24 protein-coding genes, 1 pseudogene and 1 riboswitch are annotated in these 22,632 nt (G+C 72.8%); of the genes and pseudogenes, 18 read left to right on the top strand and 7 right to left on the bottom strand.

Annotated features, from left to right (window positions below):
- Positions 1–79: 79 nt before the first annotated feature.
- Complete coding sequence (locus tag AB0B48_RS15045) at positions 80–391, bottom strand: hypothetical protein (protein WP_357201111.1); 312 nt, start codon at positions 389–391, stop codon at positions 80–82.
- A 414-nt stretch (positions 392–805) separates the two neighbouring features.
- Here AB0B48_RS15045 and AB0B48_RS15040 point away from each other — a divergent pair, with 414 nt between their 5' ends.
- From AB0B48_RS15040 to fabF, 7 genes are all read left to right on the top strand, one after another.
- Positions 806–1,990, top strand: coding sequence for a histidine kinase (locus tag AB0B48_RS15040; RefSeq protein ID WP_357201108.1), 1,185 nt, complete (start codon positions 806–808; stop codon positions 1,988–1,990).
- A complete protein-coding gene (locus AB0B48_RS15035) occupies positions 1,987–2,688 on the top strand; it encodes a response regulator transcription factor (protein ID WP_357201105.1) in 702 nt (233 codons plus the stop codon). The genes AB0B48_RS15040 and AB0B48_RS15035 overlap by 4 nt, the downstream gene beginning before the upstream one ends.
- 37 nt (positions 2,689–2,725) lie before the next feature.
- Complete coding sequence (locus AB0B48_RS15030; RefSeq protein WP_357201102.1) at positions 2,726–4,027, top strand: helix-turn-helix domain-containing protein; 1,302 nt, start codon at positions 2,726–2,728, stop codon at positions 4,025–4,027.
- Positions 4,028–4,105: 78 nt separating this feature from the next.
- The gene (locus tag AB0B48_RS15025) at positions 4,106–5,032 is read left to right on the top strand and encodes an ACP S-malonyltransferase (RefSeq protein WP_357201100.1); all 927 of its coding nucleotides are present in this window, start codon (positions 4,106–4,108) and stop codon (positions 5,030–5,032) included.
- The gene (locus AB0B48_RS15020) at positions 5,029–5,973 is read left to right on the top strand and encodes a beta-ketoacyl-ACP synthase III (RefSeq protein ID WP_238670069.1); all 945 of its coding nucleotides are present in this window, start codon (positions 5,029–5,031) and stop codon (positions 5,971–5,973) included. The genes AB0B48_RS15025 and AB0B48_RS15020 overlap by 4 nt, the downstream gene beginning before the upstream one ends.
- Before the next feature lie 86 nt (positions 5,974–6,059).
- Positions 6,060–6,299, top strand: a complete 240-nt coding sequence (locus tag AB0B48_RS15015; protein WP_030330276.1) for an acyl carrier protein — start codon at positions 6,060–6,062, stop codon at positions 6,297–6,299.
- 2 nt (positions 6,300–6,301) lie between these two features.
- Positions 6,302–7,528, top strand: a complete 1,227-nt coding sequence (gene fabF / locus AB0B48_RS15010; RefSeq protein WP_357201096.1) for a beta-ketoacyl-ACP synthase II — start codon at positions 6,302–6,304, stop codon at positions 7,526–7,528.
- A gap of 50 nt (positions 7,529–7,578) precedes the next feature.
- Here fabF and AB0B48_RS15005 read toward each other — a convergent pair whose 3' ends face one another.
- The gene (locus AB0B48_RS15005) at positions 7,579–7,797 is read right to left on the bottom strand and encodes a hypothetical protein (RefSeq protein WP_355008813.1); all 219 of its coding nucleotides are present in this window, start codon (positions 7,795–7,797) and stop codon (positions 7,579–7,581) included.
- 131 nt (positions 7,798–7,928) lie between these two features.
- On the opposite strand from AB0B48_RS15005, the gene AB0B48_RS15000 reads away from it, so the two are divergent.
- The gene (locus AB0B48_RS15000; protein WP_357201092.1) at positions 7,929–8,597 is read left to right on the top strand and encodes a lipoprotein; all 669 of its coding nucleotides are present in this window, start codon (positions 7,929–7,931) and stop codon (positions 8,595–8,597) included.
- Positions 8,598–8,613: 16 nt separating this feature from the next.
- On the opposite strand, the gene AB0B48_RS14995 is transcribed toward AB0B48_RS15000, so the two are convergent.
- Positions 8,614–10,350: a glycoside hydrolase family 3 protein gene (locus AB0B48_RS14995; protein WP_357201089.1), complete on the bottom strand. Its 1,737-nt coding sequence runs from the start codon at positions 10,348–10,350 to the stop codon at positions 8,614–8,616.
- A gap of 87 nt (positions 10,351–10,437) precedes the next feature.
- Entirely contained in the window at positions 10,438–10,929 is a 492-nt protein-coding gene (locus AB0B48_RS14990) for a DUF3145 domain-containing protein (protein WP_091409261.1), read from the bottom strand.
- A 308-nt stretch (positions 10,930–11,237) separates the two neighbouring features.
- Between AB0B48_RS14990 and AB0B48_RS14985 the strand changes: the two genes are divergently transcribed.
- Positions 11,238–11,567 (top strand): hypothetical protein, encoded by a 330-nt coding sequence (locus AB0B48_RS14985; protein WP_030330285.1) that lies wholly within the window; start codon positions 11,238–11,240, stop codon positions 11,565–11,567.
- A gap of 120 nt (positions 11,568–11,687) precedes the next feature.
- Here AB0B48_RS14985 and AB0B48_RS14980 read toward each other — a convergent pair whose 3' ends face one another.
- Entirely contained in the window at positions 11,688–12,311 is a 624-nt protein-coding gene (locus AB0B48_RS14980) for a carbonic anhydrase (protein ID WP_357201133.1), read from the bottom strand.
- 169 nt (positions 12,312–12,480) lie between these two features.
- Between AB0B48_RS14980 and AB0B48_RS14975 the strand changes: the two genes are divergently transcribed.
- From AB0B48_RS14975 to AB0B48_RS14955, 5 genes are all read left to right on the top strand, one after another.
- The gene (locus tag AB0B48_RS14975) at positions 12,481–13,476 is read left to right on the top strand and encodes an alpha/beta hydrolase (RefSeq protein ID WP_357201086.1); all 996 of its coding nucleotides are present in this window, start codon (positions 12,481–12,483) and stop codon (positions 13,474–13,476) included.
- A 108-nt stretch (positions 13,477–13,584) separates the two neighbouring features.
- Entirely contained in the window at positions 13,585–15,702 is a 2,118-nt protein-coding gene (locus AB0B48_RS14970; protein WP_357201083.1) for an AAA family ATPase, read from the top strand.
- Positions 15,703–15,808: 106 nt separating this feature from the next.
- Entirely contained in the window at positions 15,809–16,726 is a 918-nt protein-coding gene (locus AB0B48_RS14965) for a cation diffusion facilitator family transporter (RefSeq protein WP_357201080.1), read from the top strand.
- A 118-nt stretch (positions 16,727–16,844) separates the two neighbouring features.
- Positions 16,845–16,976: riboswitch (cyclic di-AMP (ydaO/yuaA leader) on the top strand.
- Between the two features lie 56 nt (positions 16,977–17,032).
- Positions 17,033–18,046 carry a hypothetical protein gene (locus AB0B48_RS14960; RefSeq protein ID WP_357201130.1) on the top strand — a complete coding sequence of 338 codons (1,014 nt, stop codon included), beginning with the start codon at positions 17,033–17,035 and terminating at the stop codon, positions 18,044–18,046.
- Positions 18,047–18,187: 141 nt separating this feature from the next.
- On the top strand, positions 18,188–18,688 hold the full coding sequence (locus AB0B48_RS14955) for a hypothetical protein (protein ID WP_357201077.1): 501 nt from the start codon (positions 18,188–18,190) through the stop codon (positions 18,686–18,688).
- A gap of 144 nt (positions 18,689–18,832) precedes the next feature.
- Here the strand turns inward: AB0B48_RS14955 and AB0B48_RS14950 are convergent, their stop codons facing one another.
- Complete coding sequence (locus AB0B48_RS14950; RefSeq protein ID WP_357201074.1) at positions 18,833–19,303, bottom strand: SRPBCC family protein; 471 nt, start codon at positions 19,301–19,303, stop codon at positions 18,833–18,835.
- A gap of 191 nt (positions 19,304–19,494) precedes the next feature.
- Between AB0B48_RS14950 and AB0B48_RS14945 the strand changes: the two genes are divergently transcribed.
- Positions 19,495–20,472, top strand: a complete 978-nt coding sequence (locus tag AB0B48_RS14945) for a PfkB family carbohydrate kinase (RefSeq protein WP_357201070.1) — start codon at positions 19,495–19,497, stop codon at positions 20,470–20,472.
- The gene (locus AB0B48_RS14940) at positions 20,469–21,296 is read left to right on the top strand and encodes a 5'/3'-nucleotidase SurE (protein ID WP_357201067.1); all 828 of its coding nucleotides are present in this window, start codon (positions 20,469–20,471) and stop codon (positions 21,294–21,296) included. Before AB0B48_RS14945 ends, AB0B48_RS14940 begins: the two co-directional genes overlap by 4 nt.
- 18 nt (positions 21,297–21,314) lie before the next feature.
- Here the strand turns inward: AB0B48_RS14940 and AB0B48_RS14935 are convergent, their stop codons facing one another.
- On the bottom strand, positions 21,315–21,680 hold the full coding sequence (locus AB0B48_RS14935) for an STAS domain-containing protein (RefSeq protein ID WP_357201064.1): 366 nt from the start codon (positions 21,678–21,680) through the stop codon (positions 21,315–21,317).
- 386 nt (positions 21,681–22,066) lie between these two features.
- On the opposite strand from AB0B48_RS14935, the gene AB0B48_RS14930 reads away from it, so the two are divergent.
- Entirely contained in the window at positions 22,067–22,207 is a 141-nt protein-coding gene (locus tag AB0B48_RS14930; RefSeq protein WP_167457621.1) for a hypothetical protein, read from the top strand.
- Between the two features lie 169 nt (positions 22,208–22,376).
- Positions 22,377–22,632, top strand: a pseudogene (locus tag AB0B48_RS14925) (hypothetical protein); the annotation flags it as partial.

Genomic DNA, 22,632 nt, shown 5'->3' with positions numbered 1-22,632 from the left:
ACCCGCAACAACACCCGACGGTCCGACGCACTCGCTGGTCAGCGGGTGCGTCGGCCGACCGGGCACCGCAACTCGGTGTTCAACACCAGCGGCGCGGTGGGCGCTCCCGGCGGGTGGCTCGTGGACGCGGTCGGACCGCGCCGTGCCGGTGTGCCCCGGCCCAGCCGGAAAGTTCACTGAGGCAACCAGCGGGAACGTCCGAGTCGGGCTCGGCAGAGCGCTGGCGCGGCAGCACGGGCTCGTCGTCGATGCGCCCCGGCAGCGGCTCCACCGGGTGCGCTGGCGCACCGCCGACCGGCCGGCGGGGCTTGCCAGCCGCCTGCGGGTCGTGGTGCCCCGGCCGGCAGGGCTCGCCCTGGGCGCAGCCGTGCTCGGCCTCCCCGTGCGCCATCCCCGGTCTCCTCACGCTCGCCTCACCCTCGAATGCTCCCCGAGGTGCCCTGTCACCGTACTGGCCGGGACCGACGGGCCGCGCGCAGCGTACCCGGGGTCCGGACCGGCCGGTCCCCGGAGACGCCGCTGAGCGCGGGAGCCGGTTACGCAGTTCACAGCTTCTTTTCGTGTCGTTCACCGTGAGGTTCGGCGGCGCGGCGGACCGGCGGTCAGCGGGCGCGGTGAGCCTCCAGGTCTGCGCGGGCGAAGAGCGCCCGCAGTGCCAGTGCGGCCAGGGTTTCCACATCGGTCATGATGATCATTATTGGGCTGACGAGGCGCGGCCCGCGTACCCCTTTCGGCGCATGTCGCAGGCGGCGGTCTCCTCCCCCGGTCGGACTCCGACCCGGTGCGACTGTGGTGGGATCGGGGCATGCGTCCGCCACCGTGGCTCGGCTCCGGCACCCGCGGCCGGGACCTGGCGCTGGCCGGGGCGTCGCTGGCCGGCGGGCTGGTGCTGTGGACCCTGGGTTGGCAACCGCAGATTCGTCCGCACCCGGACGTGCCCGCGGTCCTGTTCCTGCCGTCGCTGCTGGCGATGTGCGTCGCGGTGGGCCTGCGTCGCGCCGCCCCGCGTGCCAGCCTCGCCGTCGGCACCGTGGCAGTGGTGGTGGACATCGCGCTCGGGGGCTCGCTGGGCGCGATCCTGATCTACACGCAGGTCCTCTACGACGCCTGTGTCTACGGTCCGCCGCGGCTGTGGCGGTGGCTGCTGCGGGCGACCATCGGGCTGAGCGTGCTCGGTGCGGTCGTCGGCGTGATCCTCACCGACCAGTGGAGCGGGGTGGCCATCGGCGTGCTGGTGGTGCTCGTCGGCCTCCTGCCGGTCCTGACCGGCATCAGCGTGCGGCAGTACCGCGATCAGGCCGCCGCCGAGCGGGCGCGGGCCGAGCAGACCGCCCGGCTGGTCGAGTTGGACCGTCGGCAGGCGGTCAGCGCCGAACGGGCCCGGATGGCCCGGGAGCTGCACGACGTGGTCGCGAACCATCTCAGCGCGGTGGCCATCCACGCCACCGCAGTGCTCTCCGTACCCGGGTTGGATCGCGGTCAGGTGGAGTCGGCGTTGCGGGTGATCCGGGAGAGCAGCGTGCAGGGCCTCGCCGAGATGCGTCAGATGATCGAGGTGCTGCGCGAGCCGGGGACCAGCGCCGACCCGGCCGCGCCGGAGGTGGTCACCGCGCGGTTGGCCGAGGCGGACGGACTGGTCGACCGGGCCCGGGCTGCCGGCCTCGCGGTGCGGGTCCGGACCGATGGCACGCCGGGCGCGTTGCCGGTGGGGGTGGACCTCGCCGCGTACCGGATCGTGCAGGAGTCTCTGACGAACGCGCTCAAGCACGGTACGGGTGAGGCGGAGCTGACGATCGCGTACCGGCCGGCCGAGGTGGTGCTGACTGTGGAGAACCCGGTGCGTGGGGGCGGGGCCGGGCTGCCGGGCGCCGGGGCCGGGCTGATCGGCATGCGGGAGCGGGCCACGCTGCTGGCCGGCCGGTTCACCGCCGGGCCGCACGACGGCCGTTGGCAGGTGCGGGCGGCCCTGCCCACCGGGGAGGGCGGGTGACCGGGCCGGCGCGGCCGTCGGACGACACGGCACCGGCGACGGTACGGGTGGTGCTCGCCGACGACCAGCCGGCGGTACGGGCCGGACTGGCCCTGATCCTGAACGGCTCAGCGGGCGTCGAGGTGGTCGGCGAGGCGGCCGACGGCGACGCCGCGGTGCGCCTGTGCCGGGAGTTGCGACCCGACGTGGCGGTGCTGGATGTGCGGATGCCGCACCGGGACGGGATCTCCGCGACCCGGGCGATCGTCAGCGAGGGGCTCGCCGACGTGCTGGTGCTCACCACCTTCGACCTGGACGAGTACGTCTTCGGGGCGTTGCGGGCCGGGGCGGCCGGGTTCCTGCTCAAGGACACCGACGCCGACGGCCTGGTCAGCGCGGTGCGGACGGTGGCGCGGGGCGACGGCTTCATCGCGCCCACTGTGACCCGTCGGTTGATCACCGCCTTCGCTGCCACCGCGCCGGGTGCGTCGGCGGACGCGCGGGCCGCGCTGGACACCCTCACCCCGCGTGAGCGTGACGTGTTGGCCTGCCTCGGGTTGGGCCTGTCCAACCAGCAGATCGCCGATCGACTGGTGCTGGCGGAGAGCACCACGAAGACCCATGTGAGCCGGATCCTGGCGAAGCTGGACCTACGCAGCCGGGTGCAGGCCGCCATCCTGGCCCAGGAGGTGGGCCTGCCCGCTCCCCCGCAGTCGTGAGACGGGCCCGCTGGGTGCGCGGCGGACCGGTGCCGGCGTGGTTGGCCTGCTCACGACGTGTCAGGCTAGGGCGGTGAGCACGCCGGGCGGTGGGGAGCTGTCGGCCACGCTGCGCCGGATCGAACGATCGGCGGGGGCGTTGGCCACCTCCAGCGTGGCCCGGATGGACGAGACGCTGCCCTGGTTCCGGGCGCTGCCGGCCGACCAGCGTTCCTGGGTGATGCTGGTGGCGCAGGCGGGCGCGAGGTCGCTGGTGCAGTGGCTGCGCGAGGGCGGCGGCACCGCGGACAGCACCCAGGAGGTCTCGGACGAGGTCTTCGCCGCCGCCCCGCAGGCGCTGGCCCGGTCGATCACCCTCCAGCAGACCGTGGCGTTGATCAAGGTGACCATCGACGTGGTCGAGGAACAGGTGTCGCACCTGGCCGCCGAGGGTGAGGAGCAGCAGCTACGCGAGGCGGTGCTGCGCTTCTCCCGGGAGATCGCGTTCTCCGCCGCCCGGGTGTACGCGCGGGCCGCCGAGTCGCGCGGCGCCTGGGACGCCCGGTTGCAGGCGCTGCTCGTCGACGCGCTGTTGCGGGGTGACTCGCCGGACGTCCTGGCCAGTCGGGCCGCCGCTCTCGGCTGGGCGGACGCGCCGCCGGTGGCGGTGGCTGTCGGTCGGTCGCCCGGCGGCGAGGTCTCCGCGGTGCTGCACGTGGTCTACCGGCAGGCCCGCCGCATCGGCGTGGAGGTGATCGGCGGCGTCCACGGCGACCGGCTGGTGATCGTGCTGGGCGGCGCACCTGACCCGCTGACCGCCACCGCGAAGCTGCTGAGCGCGTTCGGGGACGGCCCGGTGGTGGTCGGTCCCGCCGTACCGAGCCTGGACGAGGCGACCGAGTCGGCGCGGGCCGCGCTGTCCGGCTTTCGGGCCGCACCGGCCTGGCCGAGCGCGCCCCGGCCGGTGCCGGCCGGGGACCTGCTGCCGGAGCGGGCCCTCGCCGGCGACACCGAGGCCCGTCGGCGGCTGCGTCACGATGTGTACGCGACGCTGGTGCGCGCAGGTGGGGAGCTGCTGGCCACCCTGGACGCCTTCCTGGCGGCCGGTGGCACCTTGGAGAGCGCGGCCCGGGCGCTGTTCGTGCACCCGAACACGGTGCGCTACCGGTTGCGCCGGATCGCCGAGGTGACCGGGTTCTCGCCACTGTCGCCGCGCGACGCGTTCGCCCTTCAGGTCGCGCTGACCGTGGGTCGGTTGGATCCGGTCGCCCCGCTGGCCTCGCCGGTCCCGACTCAGACAATGACCCCGGCTACCCGGAAATCCGCCCAAACCGAGGATGATCCCCGCCGATCTTTGTAGGAAACCTCTAAAGGTCCTAGTGTGGTTTGGTCGAAGGCGGCACCGCGTTACCCGCCATTATCCGGGAGAGTCATAGACGTGCTCGCCGTACTTAGTCCCGGCCAGGGTTCTCAGAAACCCGGCTTCCTGACCCCCTGGCTCGACCTGACCGGCACTGAGGCGCGACTGCGCGACTGGTCGGCGTTGGCCGGGGTCGACCTGCTGCACCTGGGCACCAACGCCGACGCCGACGAGATCAAGGACACCGCCCGCACCCAGCCGTTGCTGGTCGCCGCGGCGTTGCTCGCGGCCGAGCACCTGCCGCTGGACGGCGTCGCCGTCACCGCCGGCCACAGCGTCGGCGAGTTGGGTGCCGCCGCCCTGGCCGGTGTGCTGTCGGCCGACGCCGCGATCACCCTGGCCGGCGTGCGCGGCCGGGAGATGGCCGCCGCGTGTGCGCTGGAGCCGACCGGAATGGCCGCGGTGCTCGGTGGTGATCCCGACGAGGTGATCGCCGCGATCGAGGCGAACGGGCTCTACCCGGCCAACCGCAACGGCGCCGGGCAGATCGTCGCCGCAGGCGCCCTGGACGGGCTCGACAAGCTCGCCGCCGCGCCGCCCACCCGGACCCGGATCATCCGACTCCAGGTGGCCGGCGCCTTCCACACCCCGTACATGGCTCCGGCGGAGACCGCGCTCGCCGCTGAAGCCGCCGGGATCACCCCGGCGAACCCGGCCCGCACCCTGCTGTCGAACCTCGACGGCACCGCTGTCGACGACGGCGCGGCAATGGTGCAGCGCCTCGTTCGTCAGGTCACCGCGCCGGTGCGCTGGGACCTGTGCATGCGTACGCTGGCCGACCTCGGGGTCACCGGCGTGATCGAACTACCCCCGGCCGGCACCCTCGCCGGTCTGGTCAAGCGGGAACTCAAGGGCGACGGCGCCCCGGAGATCGTCACCCTCAACACCCCGGACGACCTGCCGGCCGCACGGGACCTGATCGCCCGTATCGGAGGCCGTTCATGACTGGCAGTCGCATCGTCTCGATGGGGCACTACCAGCCCTCCCGGGTGGTGACCAACGACGACATCGCCCAGCTCGTCGACACCAACGACGAGTGGATCCGTGACCGGGTCGGCATCGTCAGCCGGCGGATCGCCGACAGTGAGACGGTCGCCGACATGGCCGCCGCGGCTGCCGGCAAGGCACTGGCCAACTCGGGCCTGACCGCCGCCGACATCGACCTGGTCGTGGTCGCCACCTGCTCCTCCATCGACCGCAGCCCCAACGTGGCCTGCCGGGTCGCCGGCAAGCTGGGCATCACCGCGCCGGGCGCGTTCGACCTCAACACCGCCTGCTCGGGCTTCGCGTACGCGCTGGGCACCGTCGACCACGCCATCCGGGCCGGGGCGTCGCGCAACGCGATCGTCATCGGCGCGGAGAAGCTGTCCGACTTCACCGACTGGACCGACCGCTCCACCTGCATCATCTTCGCCGACGGGGCCGGTGCCGCGGTGGTCTCCGCCACCGCCGACGACGAGCCGACCGGCATCGGCCCGGTCGTCTGGGGTTCGGTGCCGGACAAGAGCGACGCGGTCCGCATCGAGGGCTGGCGCCCGTACATCCAGCAGGAGGGGCAGGCGGTGTTCCGCTGGGCCACCACCGCCATCGCGCCGCTCGCGCTACAGGCCTGCGAGCGGGCCGGGGTCGACCCGTCGGAGCTGGCCGCGTTCGTGCCGCACCAGGCCAACGCCCGGATCATCGACGGCATCGCCAAGCGGCTCAACATCCCCGACGCGATCATCGCGAAGGACATCGTCGAGTCCGGCAACACCTCCGCGGCGAGTGTGCCGCTGGCCCTGTCCAAGCTGGTCGAGCGCCGGGAGGTGCCCTCGGGCGCACCGGTGCTGCTGTTCGGCTTCGGCGGTGGCCTGACCTACGCCGGTCAGGTCGTCCGCTGCCCCTGATGACCCCCTCGGGCGCGTACGCGTCCAGGATTGGCGGTCGGCGACGCCGGCCGCCGGAGAAACCCCGATGAAAGGAACCAACCGCAATGACCCGTGACGAGATCACCACCGGCCTCGCCGAGATCCTCGAAGAGGTTGCCGGGGTGAACCCGGACGACGTGGCCGAGGGGAAGTCCTTCACCGACGACCTCGACGTCGACTCGCTCTCCATGGTTGAGGTCGTGGTCGCGGCCGAGGAGAAGTTCGGCGTCAAGATCCCGGACAACGAGGTGCAGAACCTGAAGACCGTCGGCGACGCTGTCAGCTACATCGCGGCGCAGTCCTGATCATGAGTCGTCCAGACGTCGTCGTCACCGGGCTCGGCGCGACGACCCCGCTTGGCGGGGACGTCGCGTCGACCTGGGACGCAATGCTCGCCGGCCGCTCCGGGGTGAGTGCCCTCACCCAGGAGTGGGCCGAGCAACTGCCGGTCCGGATCGCCGCCCAGCTGGCCGTGGAGCCGTCCGAGGTGCTGGACCGGGTCCGCCTGCGCCGCCTGGACCGTTCCGAGGCGATCGCGATCATCGCGGCGCAGCAGGCCTGGGCGGACGCCGGCCTCGCCGGCTCCGACCTCGACGGGGAGCGGTTGGCCGTCAGCGTCGGCTCCGGCATCGGTGGTGCCACCACACTGCTCGCCCAGGACGACATCCTGGAGGCCTCCGGGCCACGGCGGGTCTCCCCGCACACCATCCCGATGCTGATGCCGAACGGTCCGGCCGCCTGGGTCGGGCTGGAGCTGGGCGCCAAGGCCGGCGTGCACTCGGTGGCCAGCGCCTGCGCCACCGGCGCCGAGGCGATCGCCCTCGGTCTGGACATCATCCGCTCCGGTCGGGCCGACGTGGTGGTGGCCGGCGGCACCGAGGCGGTCATCCACCCCCTGCCCATCGCCGGCTTCAGCTCGATGCGGGCCATGTCGACCCGCAACGACGACCCGGAGCGGGCCTCCCGCCCATGGGACCGGGGCCGGGACGGCTTCGTCCTCGGCGAGGGCGCCGGCATCGTGGTGCTGGAGCGGGCCGAGCACGCCGCGGCCCGGGGCGCCCGGGTGTACGCGCGCCTCGCCGGCGCCGGCATCACCTCCGACGCGTACGACATCGTGCAGCCGCACGCCGAGGGCGAGGGCGCGATCCGGGCCATCGCCAAGGCGATCGCCGACGCGGACGTGGCGAAGCGGGACATCGTGCACGTCAACGCGCACGCCACCTCGACCCCGGTCGGGGACATGCTGGAGATCGGTGGGCTGCACAAGGCGCTCGGCGACCACCCGGTGCTGACCGCGACGAAGTCGATGACCGGTCACCTGCTCGGTGCGGCCGGTGCGCTGGAGTCGATCGCCACCATCCTGGCGATCCGCGACAGTGTCGTCCCTCCGACGATCAACCTCGACGACCCCGAGCCAGGCCTCACCCTGGATGTCGCCGCGCACAAGGCCCGTCACATGGAGATCCCGGCCGCGTTGAACAACGCGTTCGGCTTCGGCGGCCACAACGTGGCTCTGGTCTTCGCCCGCCCCTGAGATCCTGCGAAAGGGCCCCTCCTCGTCGAGAGGAGGGGCCCTTTCGTCGTTCAGCCCCGGTTGCGGGGGTGCTGCTTCGCGGTGCGCTCGTTGCCGTGGCGGTAGTTGCCGGTCCAGCGGGCCATCACCAGCTGCGGGTCGTCGTCGACCTCGGCCAGGAACTCGGCGGCCCGAGCGCCGCGCAGCGTGCCGGCGACCCGGCCGTGGTGGGTGATCACCACGGTGCCGTCCGCCCGTCGTACGTGCCGGAATCCTGCTGCCGCTCCCATGGGGTGAGGCTGTCAGACCGATCGGCGCGGAGGCGACCGGATTTCCGTCGCGGCACTCGATCCCGATTGACGTCGAGGGACCGCGCGGCTTAGATGGGCCGACTGAAGATCGACTGACGGGGATCACCACAATGGACGCTCGTACCCGCGTCGCCGTGTCGGCGGCGCTCATCCTCGGCCTGCTGGCCGGCTGCGGCGACGACGCCGCCGCTCCCGCCGGGCCCGCGGCCGGCGACCCGGCCCCGCAGGCCACGGGCGAGCCCTGGTACGACGAGACGACCCCCGCCGCGTCCGGCGGCACCACCGGCGGCGCCGGTTCCCCCTGCCCGGTACCGGTGACGTTTCCGCTGGCCGATGGGTGGACGGCGAAGGCTGTCGAGCCTCCCAAGGGTGAGCTGGCCGAGCTGGTCGGCGAGGCGCTCACCAAGCGCGGCGGCACCACAGTGCGGTGCGAGGTGGACGGCCGGCCGGCCGGCGGCGGGTTCCTGCGGATCTGGGCGACGGACACGCCGACTGCCGCTCCGCGCGCCGCGCTGGAGAGCTTCGCCGCGGGAGCCGGCGAGACGGTCACCGGCCAGCAGTTCCGCGATCTCCGCGCCGGCGGCCTCGACGCCACCGAGATGACCTGGCTCGCCACCAGTCCGCTGGCCGAGGAGGAGGCGGCGCGCAACTGGGCGCTGGCCGTTCAGTCGGCGGGGCAGACGCTGGTCTTCGCGGTCAACGAGGGCCTGATCACCGAACGGACCGACGTGCTGCCGGCGTACCGGCTCGCGGTGCGCGGGCTCACGGCTGCCGGCTGAGGTCGGCCCCTTCGGGTCAGTTGCTGGCGCAGGTCGTCGCGGGAAGTCCGGGAACGGTCACCGGGGACCGGCCGCCCGGCCGGGCCTTGCCGGCGAGCACGGCGGCCAGGGCGGTCATCGATGCCCGGCTGGACGAGTACGTGGCCAGCAGCCTCGGTGACTTCGCGTCGGCCAGCACGTACGGGGTGTCCATGGCGACGGTGATCGCCGCGTCGGGGCTCAGGTCCTTGGCGCCGTCGCCGTAGCCCACCAGGTGCACGACAGTGCCGCCGCTGGGCTTGACCTGCACTCCGGCGGCGGTCAACGCGGCGGTGAGGGTGGCCCGGGTGCCGTCCCGACCGCCGGACGAGGTGACGGTGACCGGCCCGCGTACCGCTCCGCCGCAGGCGCCCCGCAGCACGGTGACGGCGGCAGCGGCCAGCGCGTCGGCCGCCGCCCGGTGCGCCGGGGCGTTGAGCGTGGACATCTGCGCCGACGGCAGCTCGGCGAGCTGGAACTTCATCGTCAGCACCCGGGTGACCGCGTCGACCAGCCGGGTCCGGGGCAGCGACCCGCCGCGCAGCGCGGCGAGCAGCCCGTCGTACGCCTGACCGACGTTCGGGGTCATCAGGATGAGGTCGTTACCGGCGTTGAGCGCCCGGACCGCCGCCTCGCCGGGAGCCCAGCGCATCGCGGGCGGCATGTTCATCCCGTCGGTGATCACCACGCCCTTGAAGCCGAGTTGGCCGCGCAGGACGTCGGTGAGCAGCTTGTGCGAGAACGTCGCCGGGGTCCCCGGGTCGATCGCGCGCGCGTCCAGGTGACCGGACATCACGGCCATCGCGCCCGCGTCCATTCCAGCGGTGAACGGCGGCCACGCGCCGCTCTGCAACGCCGCGGCGGACTGGGTCAGCACCGGAAGGTCCTTGTGCGAGTCGTCGGCGCTGTGGCCGTGCCCGGGGAAGTGCTTCAGGGTGGCCGCGACCCCGGCCGCCTGGAGGCCACGGACCGCGCCGCCCACCTGCGCGGCGGCCTGCTTCGGGTCGGAGCCGTAGGACCGGGAGCCGATCACTGCGCTGCGGGTGGCCAGCACGTCGGCCACCGGGGCGAAGTCGATGTTGATGCCCATCGCGGCCAGCTCGGCGCCGGCGGCCCGCCAGGCGGCCTCGGTGAGCTTCGGGTCACCGGCCGCGCCGGCCGCGAGGGCGCTGGGCAGCACCGTGACACCGTCGGTCACGCGGGTGACGACCCCGTACTCCTGGTCGGTGCCGATGAGCAGCGGCGCCGAACCGGCGGCGAGCCGACCGGCGGCGCTGCGCAGCCCGGTGGTGAGCTCGTGGACCTGCTTGGGGTTGTCGACGTTCGTGGTCTCCTGGTTGCCCTTGGTCGGGTCGTCGGCGCTGAAGCCGACCAGGATCAGGCCACCCAGTCGGTACTTGGCGATCATTTCGGCGGGGGTGTCCACCCCGCCGAGGGCCTGGTTGCCGGCCGCCGAGCCGGCGGAGACCTTCGTCGCCGAGTCGCCGTAGGCGTACGGCATCAGCACCTGGCCGACAAGGTCTTCGTCGGACAGCGTCGCCACCAGCGCGGCGGCGCGGCCGGCGGGGTCGCTGGCCGGCGGCGCGGGCGGGACGCTCGGGCCCGCCGACGTCCCGACGGGGCTGGGCGTCGGCGTGGGGCGTTCCGGGTCACCTGAGCAGCCGGAGAGGAGCAGGGCGGTCAGGGCGGCGACAGCGACACTGGCGCGCCACGGGCGATTCGACACGTCGCCCATCCCACCAGCTTCTCCCTTATCGGGGCAACTTGACCTTACCGGTCGTCACCGGCCCGACGGCGTACGGCCAGCGGCCCGCCGTTCGGATCAGCCGACCCGAGTGAGCAAGGTCACCGGGGCGCCGTCGCCGGCGTACCGGTAGGGCTCCAGGTCAGCGTCCCATGCCGTGCCGAGCGCCTTGTCGAGGGCGTGCGCCAGGGCCTCGGGGGCCCGGGAGGCCGCCATCAGCGCCCGGAGCCGGTCCTCGCCGAGCTGAATGTCGCCGGCCACGCCGACCGTCGCCCGGAACAGGCCACGGGCTGGCACGTACATGAATCGCTCACCGTCGGCGCCGGGACTCGGCTCCTCGGTGACCTCGAAACGGATCATGGGCCACTGCCGTAGGGCAGCAGCCAGCTCGGCGCCCGTCCCCGGACGACCGGTCCACCCGCACTCGGCCCGGCGTGCGCCGGGGTCGACGGGCTGAGCCGTCCACTGCAGGTTGACCGGCGCGGCTAGGACGCGCGCGATCGCCCACTCGACGTGCGAGCACACGGCGAGCGGGGTCGAGTGGACGTATACGACGCCACGCGTTGGCACGGTGACCTCCCGGAGAGCGAGGTGCGTCTTCCCCTACGACCTCGTCCACCCAGGTGGCTGCTGCAACACATGATGACTCCTGTGACGCATGGTGCGCCAGGGAATCGGAAAAAACGCCGGGTGGAATAGCCGGACGGGTGGTCGCCGTTGCCTCTCAGGACACCGCGACGACCAGCATGATGTCGTGGTCCTGTACAGTTCCACCGGCGGCTTATGCCGCGTTACACCTTCGCGGGCCGAGTCACGTACGACCCGCACACAGCCCCCGGACGTCTAGTCCTCCCGTACGTCTTGCAAGGAGTACCTCCGTGGCGAGCAACACCTCTAAGACCGCGCGCGCGTCAGTCCGGGCCGGCCAGGCTGGCCAGGGTGGCGCCCTCAGCGTGCTGGGCGAGTTCAAGTACCTCATCCCGCTCAACGGCGGCAAGCACGCCTACGTGCGGAACCTGACCAACGGCAAGACCGCGCACCTGCGCACGGACTCCGACGCCTTCGTCGAGGAGATCCGCGTTCTGGCCGCCGCCGGCCACGCCGCCAAGATCCGGGCGGAGATCAACAACCTGGCTGCCACCCACCCGGGTGACGGCTGGGAGGCCACCGAGAAGCGCCTGGTCGCGGCCGGCGTCTTCGAGGGCTGAGCCCTCCCCCACCGCTCCAACGAACCGCCCGCCGGGAGTTCCCGGCGGGCGGTTTCGCGTGCGCGAGGATCGACTTCGGGCGGCGGCGGGGGGACGGTCCTCGGGCCAGGGCAGGGCAGCTCAGCCTGGATCGAGCAGGGCGACCTCGCCGGTGGCCAGGTCGTAGAGGCCGCCGACCACGGCCACCCGGCCGGCGGCCACCGGCCCGGCCAGCAGATCGTCCTGGCGCAGGGTGCGCACCGTACGCCGGACGTGCCGGCGGATCGCCAGCGGCAGCACCGCCGGATCGTCGATCCCCGCCTCGGTCACCGCCGGCGCGATCTCGTCCACCAGGTGCGCCAGCGACCCGCCGGGACGCTGGCCGATGCGCAGCGCCTCTACCGTGGCCTGCACCGCGCCACACCGCTCGTGGCCGAGGACCATCACCAGCGGTACGCCGAGCTGGCCGACCACGTACTCGATCGAGCCGCGGACCGCGCGATCGAGCACGTGTCCCCCGGTGCGGATCACGCAGATCGCGCCGAAGGTCTGGTCGAAGATCGCCTCCAACGGCACCCGGGAGTCGATGCAGCCCAGCACCACCGCGTACGGCTGCTGGTCGCCGGAGGCCGCGGCGGCTGCCGTGACGTCGTGTCCGTGCACCGGCTGGCCGCTGACGAACCGCCGATTGCCGGCGAGCAGGTCGGCCAGGGCGGCGCGGGGCGTACCGCCGGCCTGCCGCCCCTGCCCCGACGTCGCACCCATGGGCGCTCCCGACGACCCCATGCCGTCCAGCTTGGCCCGCCGCCGTCCGGCACGGGCGAGGTCGGGAATGTTCGCCACGGCGCGATTGGCGTGGTGTCATGGCGGGTAGCCGGTGTTACCGCCGGGTATCCCGGTGCTGGTGATACTGGGCGGCCCTGGGGAGGTGGCGATGCCGGAGCGGTTCGAGGTCGGCCTGCCAGACGGTGTACGGCTCAACGTCGAGGCGACGGGTCCGACGGACGCCCAGGTCACCGCCATCCTGCTGCACGGCTGGACGCTGGACGGGCGCGCCTGGCACCGGCAGGTCGAGGCGCTCACCGCGCCGCAGTTCGGCGATGCGGTGCGGGTGGTCGCCTACGACGCGCGGGGGCACGGCCGGTCCAGCTGCATGGCGCTGCCCACGGCCACCCTGGCCCAGTTGGGTGACGACCTGGCCGCGGTCATCGACGCGGTCGCGCCGACCGGCCCGGTGGTGCTGGTCGGGCACTCGATGGGCGGCATGACGATCATGGAGTACGCCCACCGCCACCCCGCGCACTTCGCCGCCCGTACCGCCGGCCTGGTCTTCGTCTCGACCACCGCCGAGGGGCACACGCACACCGTCTACGGGCTCTCGCCGCGGATCGCCCGGTTGATCCGGCTGGCCGAGACGACCGGCGCCGGTGTGCTGGCCCGGTGTGGCTCGTGGCGTGCTCCCCGGGCACTGCTGAACGCGCTGCGACCGAGCATCCGGTGGATGCTCTTCGGTGACCGCTGCGAGCCGGCCGACATCCGCCTGGTGACGTCGGCGGTGGCCCGGGCCTCGCTGCGTTCGATCGGCGGGTTCCGCGCCTCCATCGGCACCCAGCACCGCCTGGACACCCTCGCCGCGTTGGCCCACCTGCCGGCCGCCGCCCTGGTCGGCGACCGGGACCGGCTGACCCCACCGCCGTGCGCCGAGTCGATCGCGGCGGCTCTGCCGGCCACCGAGCTGACCGTCTGCCCAGGTGCCGGGCACATGCTGATGATGGAACGCCCGGACGAGGTGAACGCCGCGCTCACCGGCGTCGTACGACGGGTGATCGCCGAATCGCCGCCGGCCCACCTCGGCGCGTCGCCGACGGCTCACCTCGGCGCGTCGCCGACGGCTCACCGTGGCGCGGCCCCCGCCGAGACGGGTGCCTGAGCACGTTCGCGCACCTCGGGCGCGGCGGGTCGGGTCCGGGGCCGTACCCTTCTGCGGTTGGCCCGCGCGGTTTCCACCGCCTGCCGGCGACCTCTGAAGGAGCGTGCGTTGACCGACCAGACCGGCCTGGAGCAGGAGATCGCCGTCGAGCAACGACACCTGGACCGGGTGTACGCCCGACTGGCCGAGCTGCGGCAGTCGGCCGTCCGCGCCGAGCGTGACGGCTACCGGATGGCCCGGGTGGGCACGCACGGCGCCCTGGTCGAGCGCGACGCGATGGTCTTCCACGCCGCGCAGCGGCGGCACACCCTGGACGCCGAGCACGAGGGGCTGGTCTTCGGCCGACTGGACCTGCGCGACCGTCAGGTGCTGCACGTCGGGCGACTGGGGATCCGCGACGAGAACGCCGTCACGCTTGTCGTCGACTGGCGCGCGCCGGCCGCCGCCGCCTTCTACCAGGCCACCCCGGCGCAGCCGCTGGACGTGGTGCGGCGCCGCACCATCCAGTCCCGCGCCGAGCGGGTCACCCGGATCGAGGACGACCTGCTGGACCCGACGGCCGCCCCGGAGGGGATGACCATCGTCGGTGACGGCGCGTTGCTGGCCACCCTGTCCAAGGCCACCGGCCGGGGCATGCGCGACATCGTGGCGACCATCCAGCGGGAGCAGGACGAGGCGATCCGCTCGCCCGGTTCCGGGGTGACGATCGTCGCGGGCGGCCCCGGCACCGGCAAGACCGCTGTCGCCCTGCACCGGGCCGCGTTCCTGCTCTACTCCGACCGCAGCCGCTACGCCGGCGGCGGCATCCTGGTGGTCGGCCCGTCGTCGGTGTTCGTCGAGTACATCGGCTCCGTGCTTCCGTCGCTCGGTGAGGACACCGCGACCCTGCACTCGCTGGGCACCCTCTTCCCGGGGATGACAGCCACCCGCCCCGACCCGCCCGAGGTGGCGGCGGTGAAGGGCTCGCTGCGGATGCGCCGGGTGCTGGAGCGGGCGGCCCGCGACGCGGTGCCGGGCGGCCCGGGTGAGCTACGGCTGCTCTACCGGGGCACACTGCTGCGGTTGGACCGGGTCGCGCTGGACCGGATCCGGGACCGTGCGCTGCAACGCGGCGCACGGCGCAACGAGGTGCGCCGGGCCGGTTTCGACGGTGTGTTCGCCGCGCTCTGGGCGCAGGCCCGTGAGCTGAGCAGCGGTCGGCTGCCGGAGCAACCGGCCTTCGAGGCGGAGATCGCCGAGCGGTCGGAGTTCCGGGAGTTCCTCAAGGCGTGGTGGCCTCGGCTGCACCCCCGGCACGTGCTCGGCTGGCTGGCGCAGCCGGACCGCCTGCGCCGGTACGCCGGGGGGATCCTCTCCTCGGCGGAGATCCGGCTGCTCAACGCCGCGTACCGGAACCTGGACTCGACCGGGCTGACCATCGCCGACGTGGCACTGCTTGACGAGCTGGACGCGCTGCTCGGCAAGCCCGCGCAGCCGGCCCGCGCACGACGCGACCCGTTCCAGCTCGCCGGCGGCGTCCGCGAGCTGAGCACCCTCGGTGAACGGCAACGGGCCGCCCGCGCGGCGGCCCGGGAGCGCCCCGAGGACTACCGGGACTACGCGCACGTGGTGGTGGACGAGGCACAGGACGTCTCACCGATGCAGTGGCGGATGATCGGTCGACGCGGCCGACTGGCCTCCTGGACCGTGGTGGGCGACCCCGCGCAGACCGCGTGGACCGGCGATCCGGAGGAGCTGACCCGGGCCCGCGACCAGGCGCTGGGCCGGCGTAAGCGACACGACTTCACGCTCACCACCAACTACCGCAACTCGGCGGAGATCTTCGCGGTGGCGGCGGCGGAGATCCGGCGGCTCTACCCGGACCTGCCGCTGCCGACCGCCGTCCGCTCCACCGGGGTCGAGCCGGTGGAGCTGGTGGTGCCCGCGACGGGCTTGGAGACCGCGACCGTGGAGGCCGCCGCCGGCCTGCTGGCCGAGGTGGAGGGCACGGTCGGGGTGATCACGCCGGTCCCCCGCCGGGACGAGGTCGCCGGTTGGCTGGGCGCGCTCGGCGCACCCAGGTTGCAGGTGGTGACCAGCCTGGAGGCCAAGGGCATGGAGTACGACGGGGTGGTGCTGGTCGCCCCGAGCGAGATCCGGGCGGATCCGGGCGCCGGGGTGCGCACCCTGTACGTGGCGCTCTCCCGGGCCACCCAGCGGCTCACCACCATCGACCCGACCAGCTGACGTGTGCGGACTGCCGCCGACGGAACGCCCTGCCCGTACACTTGCACACATAGCGATGTGAGCATACATTTGACCGGGTCCCGACCAGCGGCGGAAGGTGGTTCTCGTGGGCGCAGGTCATGACCACCACCATGGGTCCGTCGCCAATGCCGCACACCAGCACCGAGGTCGACTCTGGGCGGCCTTCGGATTGCTCGCCACCCTGATGGTGGTCGAAGCGGTGGTCGCACTGCACACCGGCTCGCTCGCCCTGCTCTCCGACGCCGGGCACATGTTCACCGACGTGCTCGGCATCGGGATGGCGCTCGCCGCCATCACGGCGACCCGGCGGGCCACCGGCGACCCGCAGCGCACCTTCGGGCTCTACCGGCTCGAGGTGCTCGCCGCGCTGGCCAACGCCGTCCTGCTCTCCGGCGTCGCGATCTACGTGGTGGTCGAGGCGATCCGCCGCTTCGGTGACCCGCATGAGGTCATCGCCGGCCCGATGCTCGCGGTGGCCGTGCTCGGCCTGCTCGCGAACATCGCCGCGTTCGCGCTGCTGCGCGCCGGAGCCCGGGAGAGCATCAACCTCCAGGGCGCCTACCTGGAGGTGCTCGGTGACCTGCTCGGCTCGGTCGGCGTCATCGGCGCGGCGCTGCTCATCACCGTCACCGACTGGTGGTGGGCCGACCCTCTGGTCGCGGTCGCCATCGGCGTGTTCATCCTGCCGCGCACCTGGCGGCTGGCCCGCGCCGCTATCCGCATCCTGGTGCAGGCCGCCCCGGAGCACCTCCAGGTGACCGCCGTGCACGACCGGCTCGCCGCCGTCCCCGGTGTCGTCGAGGTGCACGACCTGCACGTCTGGACGCTCACCTCGGGCATGGAGGTGGCCTCCGCCCACCTGACCATGGCACCGGGCGCGGAGGTCGGCGCGGTGCTCACCGCGGCACGTACGGCCCTGCACGACGACTTCCGCATCGAACACGCGACATTGCAGATCGAGCCCGGCGCCGCTTCTGGAGCCTGCGGCTCCATCGAATGGTGACCGGTTCGTCGATTTCCGTGGTGACGTACGCACCGTCCGTCACATCGGCTGCAGCGGCCCCACCCGCACCGGTAGGCTCGGTCCCGGCCGTCACCAGGCGGCGCCCTCCCGGCGCCGGTGGCGGTCGCCGCCTAATCGCCCAACTGGGCGAACCGGGGAACCATGTTCCTGGGGTGTATCCGCGTCAGCGGTAGGGATCTTCCGTCCCGAACCCGTCAGCTAACCCGGTCGGCGGCTGACGGAAGGACATGCGCAGTGGCACCAGCACGACCACCCGCCGCCCGACTGGCGGCCCTGATCGTCGCGATGTTCGCCCTCGGCGTCGCGCTTCCGGCCGGCACCGCCTCGGCCGCTCCCCCGACCGGCCTGCGAGCCGCCGCACCCGACTCCGACGAGGAGGGCGGCACCCCGGCGTTGCGAGCCCAGCTCGATGCGGCCAGCAAGGGCTACCTGGACGCGAAGCGCGCCCTGGACACGTCAGTGCAACGGCAGAAGCAGCTCGGCACCCAGTTGAAGACCATCGAGGTCGAGATCGACCAGCGCAACGGCAAGGTCGGCGAGATCGCCGAGGTCGCCTACCGCACCGGCCGGCTGGGTGCGGTGTCGGCGCTGCTCAACAGCAACACCCCGGAAGGCTTCATGGACCGGGCGGCCGCGCTGGACGCGGTGGCGGCCAACGAGGACCGGGTGCTGCGCGACCTGCTGGACACCAAGGACAAGGCCAACCGCACCCGGGTCGCCCTGGACGGCGAGATCAACGAACAGCGCAAGCAGGTCGCGGTGATGGCCAAGCGCAAGGAGCAGGCCGAACGGGCCCTGAGTGTGGCCACCACGCCCAAGCCGCAGACCACCGCCGACGCCGGCTCCAACCGGGGCACCTCCAGCGCCAACGCGAAGGCCGCACCGCGCAACTCCGACGGCTCCTGGCCCTCCGAGTCGTGCAGCGTCAACGACCCCACGCCGGCCAACGGCTGCATCACCCCGCGCACCCTGCACGCGCTCAACCAGGCCAAGGCCGCGGGATTCACCCGGTACGTCTCGTGCCACCGCCCCAGCGGCTCGGGTGAACACCCGAAGGGCCGGGCCTGCGACTTCGCGGCGCAGAAGAACGGCTTCGGCGGCGACGCCACCGGCGGCGACAAGACGTACGGCAACAACCTGGCCGCGTACTTCATCCGCAACGCGGACCGGCTCGCCGTGCTCTACGTGATCTGGTACAGGCAGATCTGGCTGCCCAGCAGCGGGTGGAAGTCGTACAGCGGGGCGGGCGGCGACCCGTCCAGCGACCACACCAACCACGTACACCTGTCGGTCTACTGACCGACGCGTCGTGATGCCTGTGAGCCACTGGATGGCTCACAGGCATCACGTGCGTCAGGGGCCGGGCTACGTCACCGGGCGTACCCCTGATGTCGTCGCTCGTCGGACGACCCGGCGGTGGCCGGCGGGCAGCATCGCGGTATGCCTCGGATCCGACCCACCACCCGCAAGGCGCTGCTCACCCTGCACCTCGTCACCTCGCTGGGCTGGCTCGGCGCCGACCTGGTGCTGCTCACCCTCGGCGTCGCCGTGCAGCGGGGCGCCGATCCGGCGGTGGTCTATCCGGTCACGGCTCTGGTCGGCACGGTGCTGTTCGCGCCGCTGAGCGTCCTGGTGTGGTTGATCGGAGTCGCCAGCTCGCTGCTCACCCCGTGGGGCCTGCTGCGCCACCGGTGGGTGCTGGTCAAGCTCGTGATCACCACGGTGATGGTCGGGCTGGTGCTGTTCCTGCTCACCCCGAATCTGCGTCACGCCGGAGCGGTCGGCGCCGCCCTGCCCGCCCGCGATCGCGCCGACCTGGTCATCGCGCCGGCGGTGTCGACCAGCCTGATGGTCATCGCGACAGTGCTCTCCACCTACAAGCCGTGGGGCCGACGTCCCACCACCCGCCCGACCCGCAAGAGCGCGCCAACCCCGATCTAACGCGCCCGCCCCGCCCTACGCGCCCGCGATCTTGCACTTACTACGCCGACATATGGGTTCCATCCCACCGATATCGACAGCTGAAACTGCAAGATCGGCGCGCCAGGGGCGCGGCACGGGGTCGGCCACGGGTCGGGACGCGGGTTAGGGGTTAGAGGGCGGGGTGTTGTTGGTGCGGTCCAGGGCGGCGCCCAGCCGGGTGGCCAGGGCGAGGTGAGCGGCTTGGGCCTGGCGGAACGCGTAGCGGAACAGGGGCCTCGGCGCGGTCAGGGTGATCTCGACGTCGACGCGGGTCAGGCCGTCCGGCTCGGCGCGTAGACGGGTGTGGTTACGCACAGTGGTGGCCGGCCACTGGCGGGCCACCATGACGATCTCGTCGGCCTCGCTGATCAGCACGTCCGCGTGGTAGGTGGTCCGGAAGCGCAGCGGACCGGCCGCCAACCGGTCGTTGATCGTGTAGCTGGCCTGCGCGCCGGGCCGGGGCGGTACCCGGCGAACCCGCACGATCAGCGGATGCAGCTCGCCCTGCCGGGTCAGGTCGCTGAGCAACGCTGCTGCCTCGGCGGGTGAGCACCGCGCCTGGACGGTGTAGCTGAAGGTATCGCTGCTGAGCACACCGTCTCCCGCCGTCGTCTGGTCGCCCGATCGTCCCGTACCGATGTCTGGCTGGCAACGCCCCAGGGACCCTCAGCGCCGGGCCGGACCGGGCCGATGCGACGACCTGCCACCACCTGCGCCATTAAGGTCGGTTAGTACGAAATCTTCCGAAGGTGCCGGAGGGCGGCCAGCATGAACGGCGACGACCGATGAGTGGGCACGTGATGGTCTTCGCGCCCACCCCACAGCTGACGGTGATGGTGGACCAGCCCAACGACCACCCCGAGCTTCATCTGCACTTCGGCGGGCAGGGCGTCTGGCAGGCCCGGATGGTGCTCTCCCTCGGAGTCCACGTGGTGCTCTGCGCCGCCCTCGGCGGTGAGATCGGCCAGGTGCTGGAGCCACTGCTGGTCAGCGAGGGTGCGGACCTCAAGGTGGTGGTCCGTGACTCCGGCAGCGGCGGGTACGTGCACGATCGCCGCGACGGCTCCCGGCAGGAGATCGCCGACGTGCCCGGACAGCCGCTGAGCCGGCACGAGATCGACGAGCTGTACAACCTTGCCCTCGGCGAGGGCTTGCGGGCCTCGGTGAGCATCCTCAGTGGGCCGAACGAACCGTGGCTCGTACCGGCCGACCTGTACCGACGCTTCGCCGCCGACCTCGGCGCGAACGGTGCTCGGGTGGTGGTCGACCTCTCCGGCGATCACCTCGCTTCGGTGCTGGAGAGCGGGGTGTTCTTCCTCAAGGTCAGTCACGAGGAGTTGATCCGCGACGGCCGCGCCCGCAGCGAGGACACCGAGGAGCTGACCCGGGCCATGTACGAGTTGCACGCGGGCGGCGCCGAGACGGTGGTGGTGAGCCGCGCCGACCAGCCGGCGTTGGCGCTCATCGACGGGGAACTGTTCCAGGTCGAGATGCCCCGGCTGGAGGCCGCCGACCCACGGGGCGCGGGCGACTCGATGACGGCCGGAGTGGCCGCCGTCGTGGCCAGGGGCGGCGACATTCGGACCGCCATCCGCACCGGCGCCGCCGCCGGCGCGCTGAACGTGACCCGGCACGGCCTGGGCACCGGGCGGCTGGACTCGATCACCGGCCTGGTGGACCGGGTCCGGCTGGTGCCGGCGGACAGCCGTCAACAGGAGCGGACCACCCCGGACGAGTTGGCCGGCCGGGTGGTCGAGCGATGACCCTGCGGGTGTTGATCACCAACGACGACGGGGTCGCCGCGCCGGGCATCCAGGCGCTGGCCTGGGCAGCCCGGCAGCGGGGCCTGGACGTCGTCGTGGCCGCGCCGATGGAGGAGGCGAGCGGCACCAGTGCCGCGATGAGCGCCGTGGAGCGCGACGGGCGGGTCGTCGTGAACGAGCATCCGCTGCCGGACCTGGCGGGGGTGCCGACGTACGGGGTCGCCGGGTCCCCGGGCTTCATCACGCTGATCGCCCTGCACGGGGCGTTCGGACCACCGCCGTCGGTGGTGCTCTCCGGCGTCAACCGGGGCGCCAACGCCGGCCGGGCGGTGCTGCACTCCGGGACCGTGGGCGCCGCGTTCACCGCCGCCAGCAACGGCTGCCGGGCGATGGCGGTCTCCCTGGACGTGCTCTCCGCCGGCGAGGCGACGGCCGCGAGCGGTGGCGCCGCGGTGGATGCCGCAGCCCGGATACGCGACGCCGAGCGGCACTGGGGCACCGCCGCGCGGGTCGCCCTGGACCTGCTCCCCCGCCTGACCTCCGCGCCCATGGAGAGCGTGCTCAACGTGAACACCCCGGACCTGCCGCACGGGCAGTTGCGCGGGGTGCGGCGCGGCACCCTGGCCAGCTTCGGCCAGGTGCAGATGACGGTGGCCGAATCCGGCCACGGGTTCGTCCGTACCTCGCTGGAGGAGCCGGGGCAGGCCGCACAGCCGGGCACGGACGTGGCGTTGCTGGCCGCTGGGTACGCGTCGGTGACGGCCATCCGAGCGGTCACCGAGGCGACCGACATCGACCTGACCGGTCTGGACGAGCAGCCCTGACGGGGAGACCCGGCGCGCTCAGGCGCCGGGGAGCACCTCGGGGGTGGGAGCAGCGCCGGCGAAGTAGGGCTCCGGGGCACCGAAGAGGCCGAGCAGGCCGGTCACCCAGAGCTGCCGGTGCACGAATCGGCTCGGCTGGGTCACCACCAGCTTGACGTCGCTGACCTCGGCTGTCTGGAAGCCGGCGACCATGGCGCTGATGCCGACCGAGTCGATGAAGGTGACCAACCTCATGTTGAGTTCGATGCGCAGGGGGCGGCCCTTGGCCAGCACCTCTGCGATCGCTTCGCGCACCTCGTACGCTGTGTCGACGTCGATCTCACCCCGCGGGGCGATCTCCACGACACCACCGGACAGAACCGACTTCACGATCGACAGGCTCACGCGAGCACCTCCACCCGCCCGTCCCCCGGGCGTCTCATCAGTACGCGGGCCGCGACCGAGAGTATTCCTCTGACGGCCTCGGTCGCCACCCCTCGGGATGAGCAATTCACGGATCCGGGCCCACAAAGCCACCCATATCCGTACTTTTCAGTATCTGATTACTCAAGACTTTTCGTTATCTGACCATCGGCGATCAGTCGGGACCGGCCCGCCGCCGAACCAGGGTAGCGGTCCGGAGCCGGCGCGCCCGACATGCGGCCCATGACCTACGCCCGCCCCGTGTGCCGTCGGCGTGTCGCCCACCGTCGGCCGGCGCGGCCCGCGCCCCCGGTTGCCGACGCGCCCTAGCATCGGCCGGGACACCACCGCTACGGAGAGGATCTTCGATGATCAAGCGACTTGCCGGGCTGGCCGGCGTCGGTGTTCTGCTCGCCCTCGTCCTGGCCTGCGGTTTCGGTGGCGGAGGCGACGATGACGACGATGACGACGACTTCGCCCGAGGTGTCGCCGTGTCAGCCGTGCGCTGATTCGGTGGCGCGCAGGTTCCCAGCGCGCCGGGCTACCGGTGCTGCGTGCAGCTCGGGGTTTGCGTCCGGCTGACCCGGGGCACTGCGGGGTAGGCGACACCGTGACGCGCTGGAAAGACGCCGAAGTCCGAAGTGGCCGGCGGCTTCGGCACCTGAGGAGGTAACCACGATGTTCGGAACCAACCTGCTGGACCGCCGCAGCAAGCCGGAGCGGATCGCGGACCAGGCATGGGAGCACCTGCTCTCAGCGGTCAGCTACGCCGGTGACAGTGTGCGGGACACCGCCCGATCGGCCCGCCAGAACAGCAGCGACCTCGCCGACGGGGCGGGTGACCTGGTGGGCTCCGCCGCCGAGGAGGCGCGACGCCGCGCCTCGCTGGCCTTCGACGCGCTCGCCGGCCGCCAGCCGGCACTGCCCTGGACGC

The sequence above is a fragment of the Micromonospora sp. NPDC049089 genome, assembly GCF_040648775.1.
Lineage (GTDB): Bacteria > Actinomycetota > Actinomycetes > Mycobacteriales > Micromonosporaceae > Micromonospora.
The sequence above is the reverse complement of the archived record's forward strand: the minus strand, read 5'-3'. Positions and strand labels throughout refer to the sequence as shown.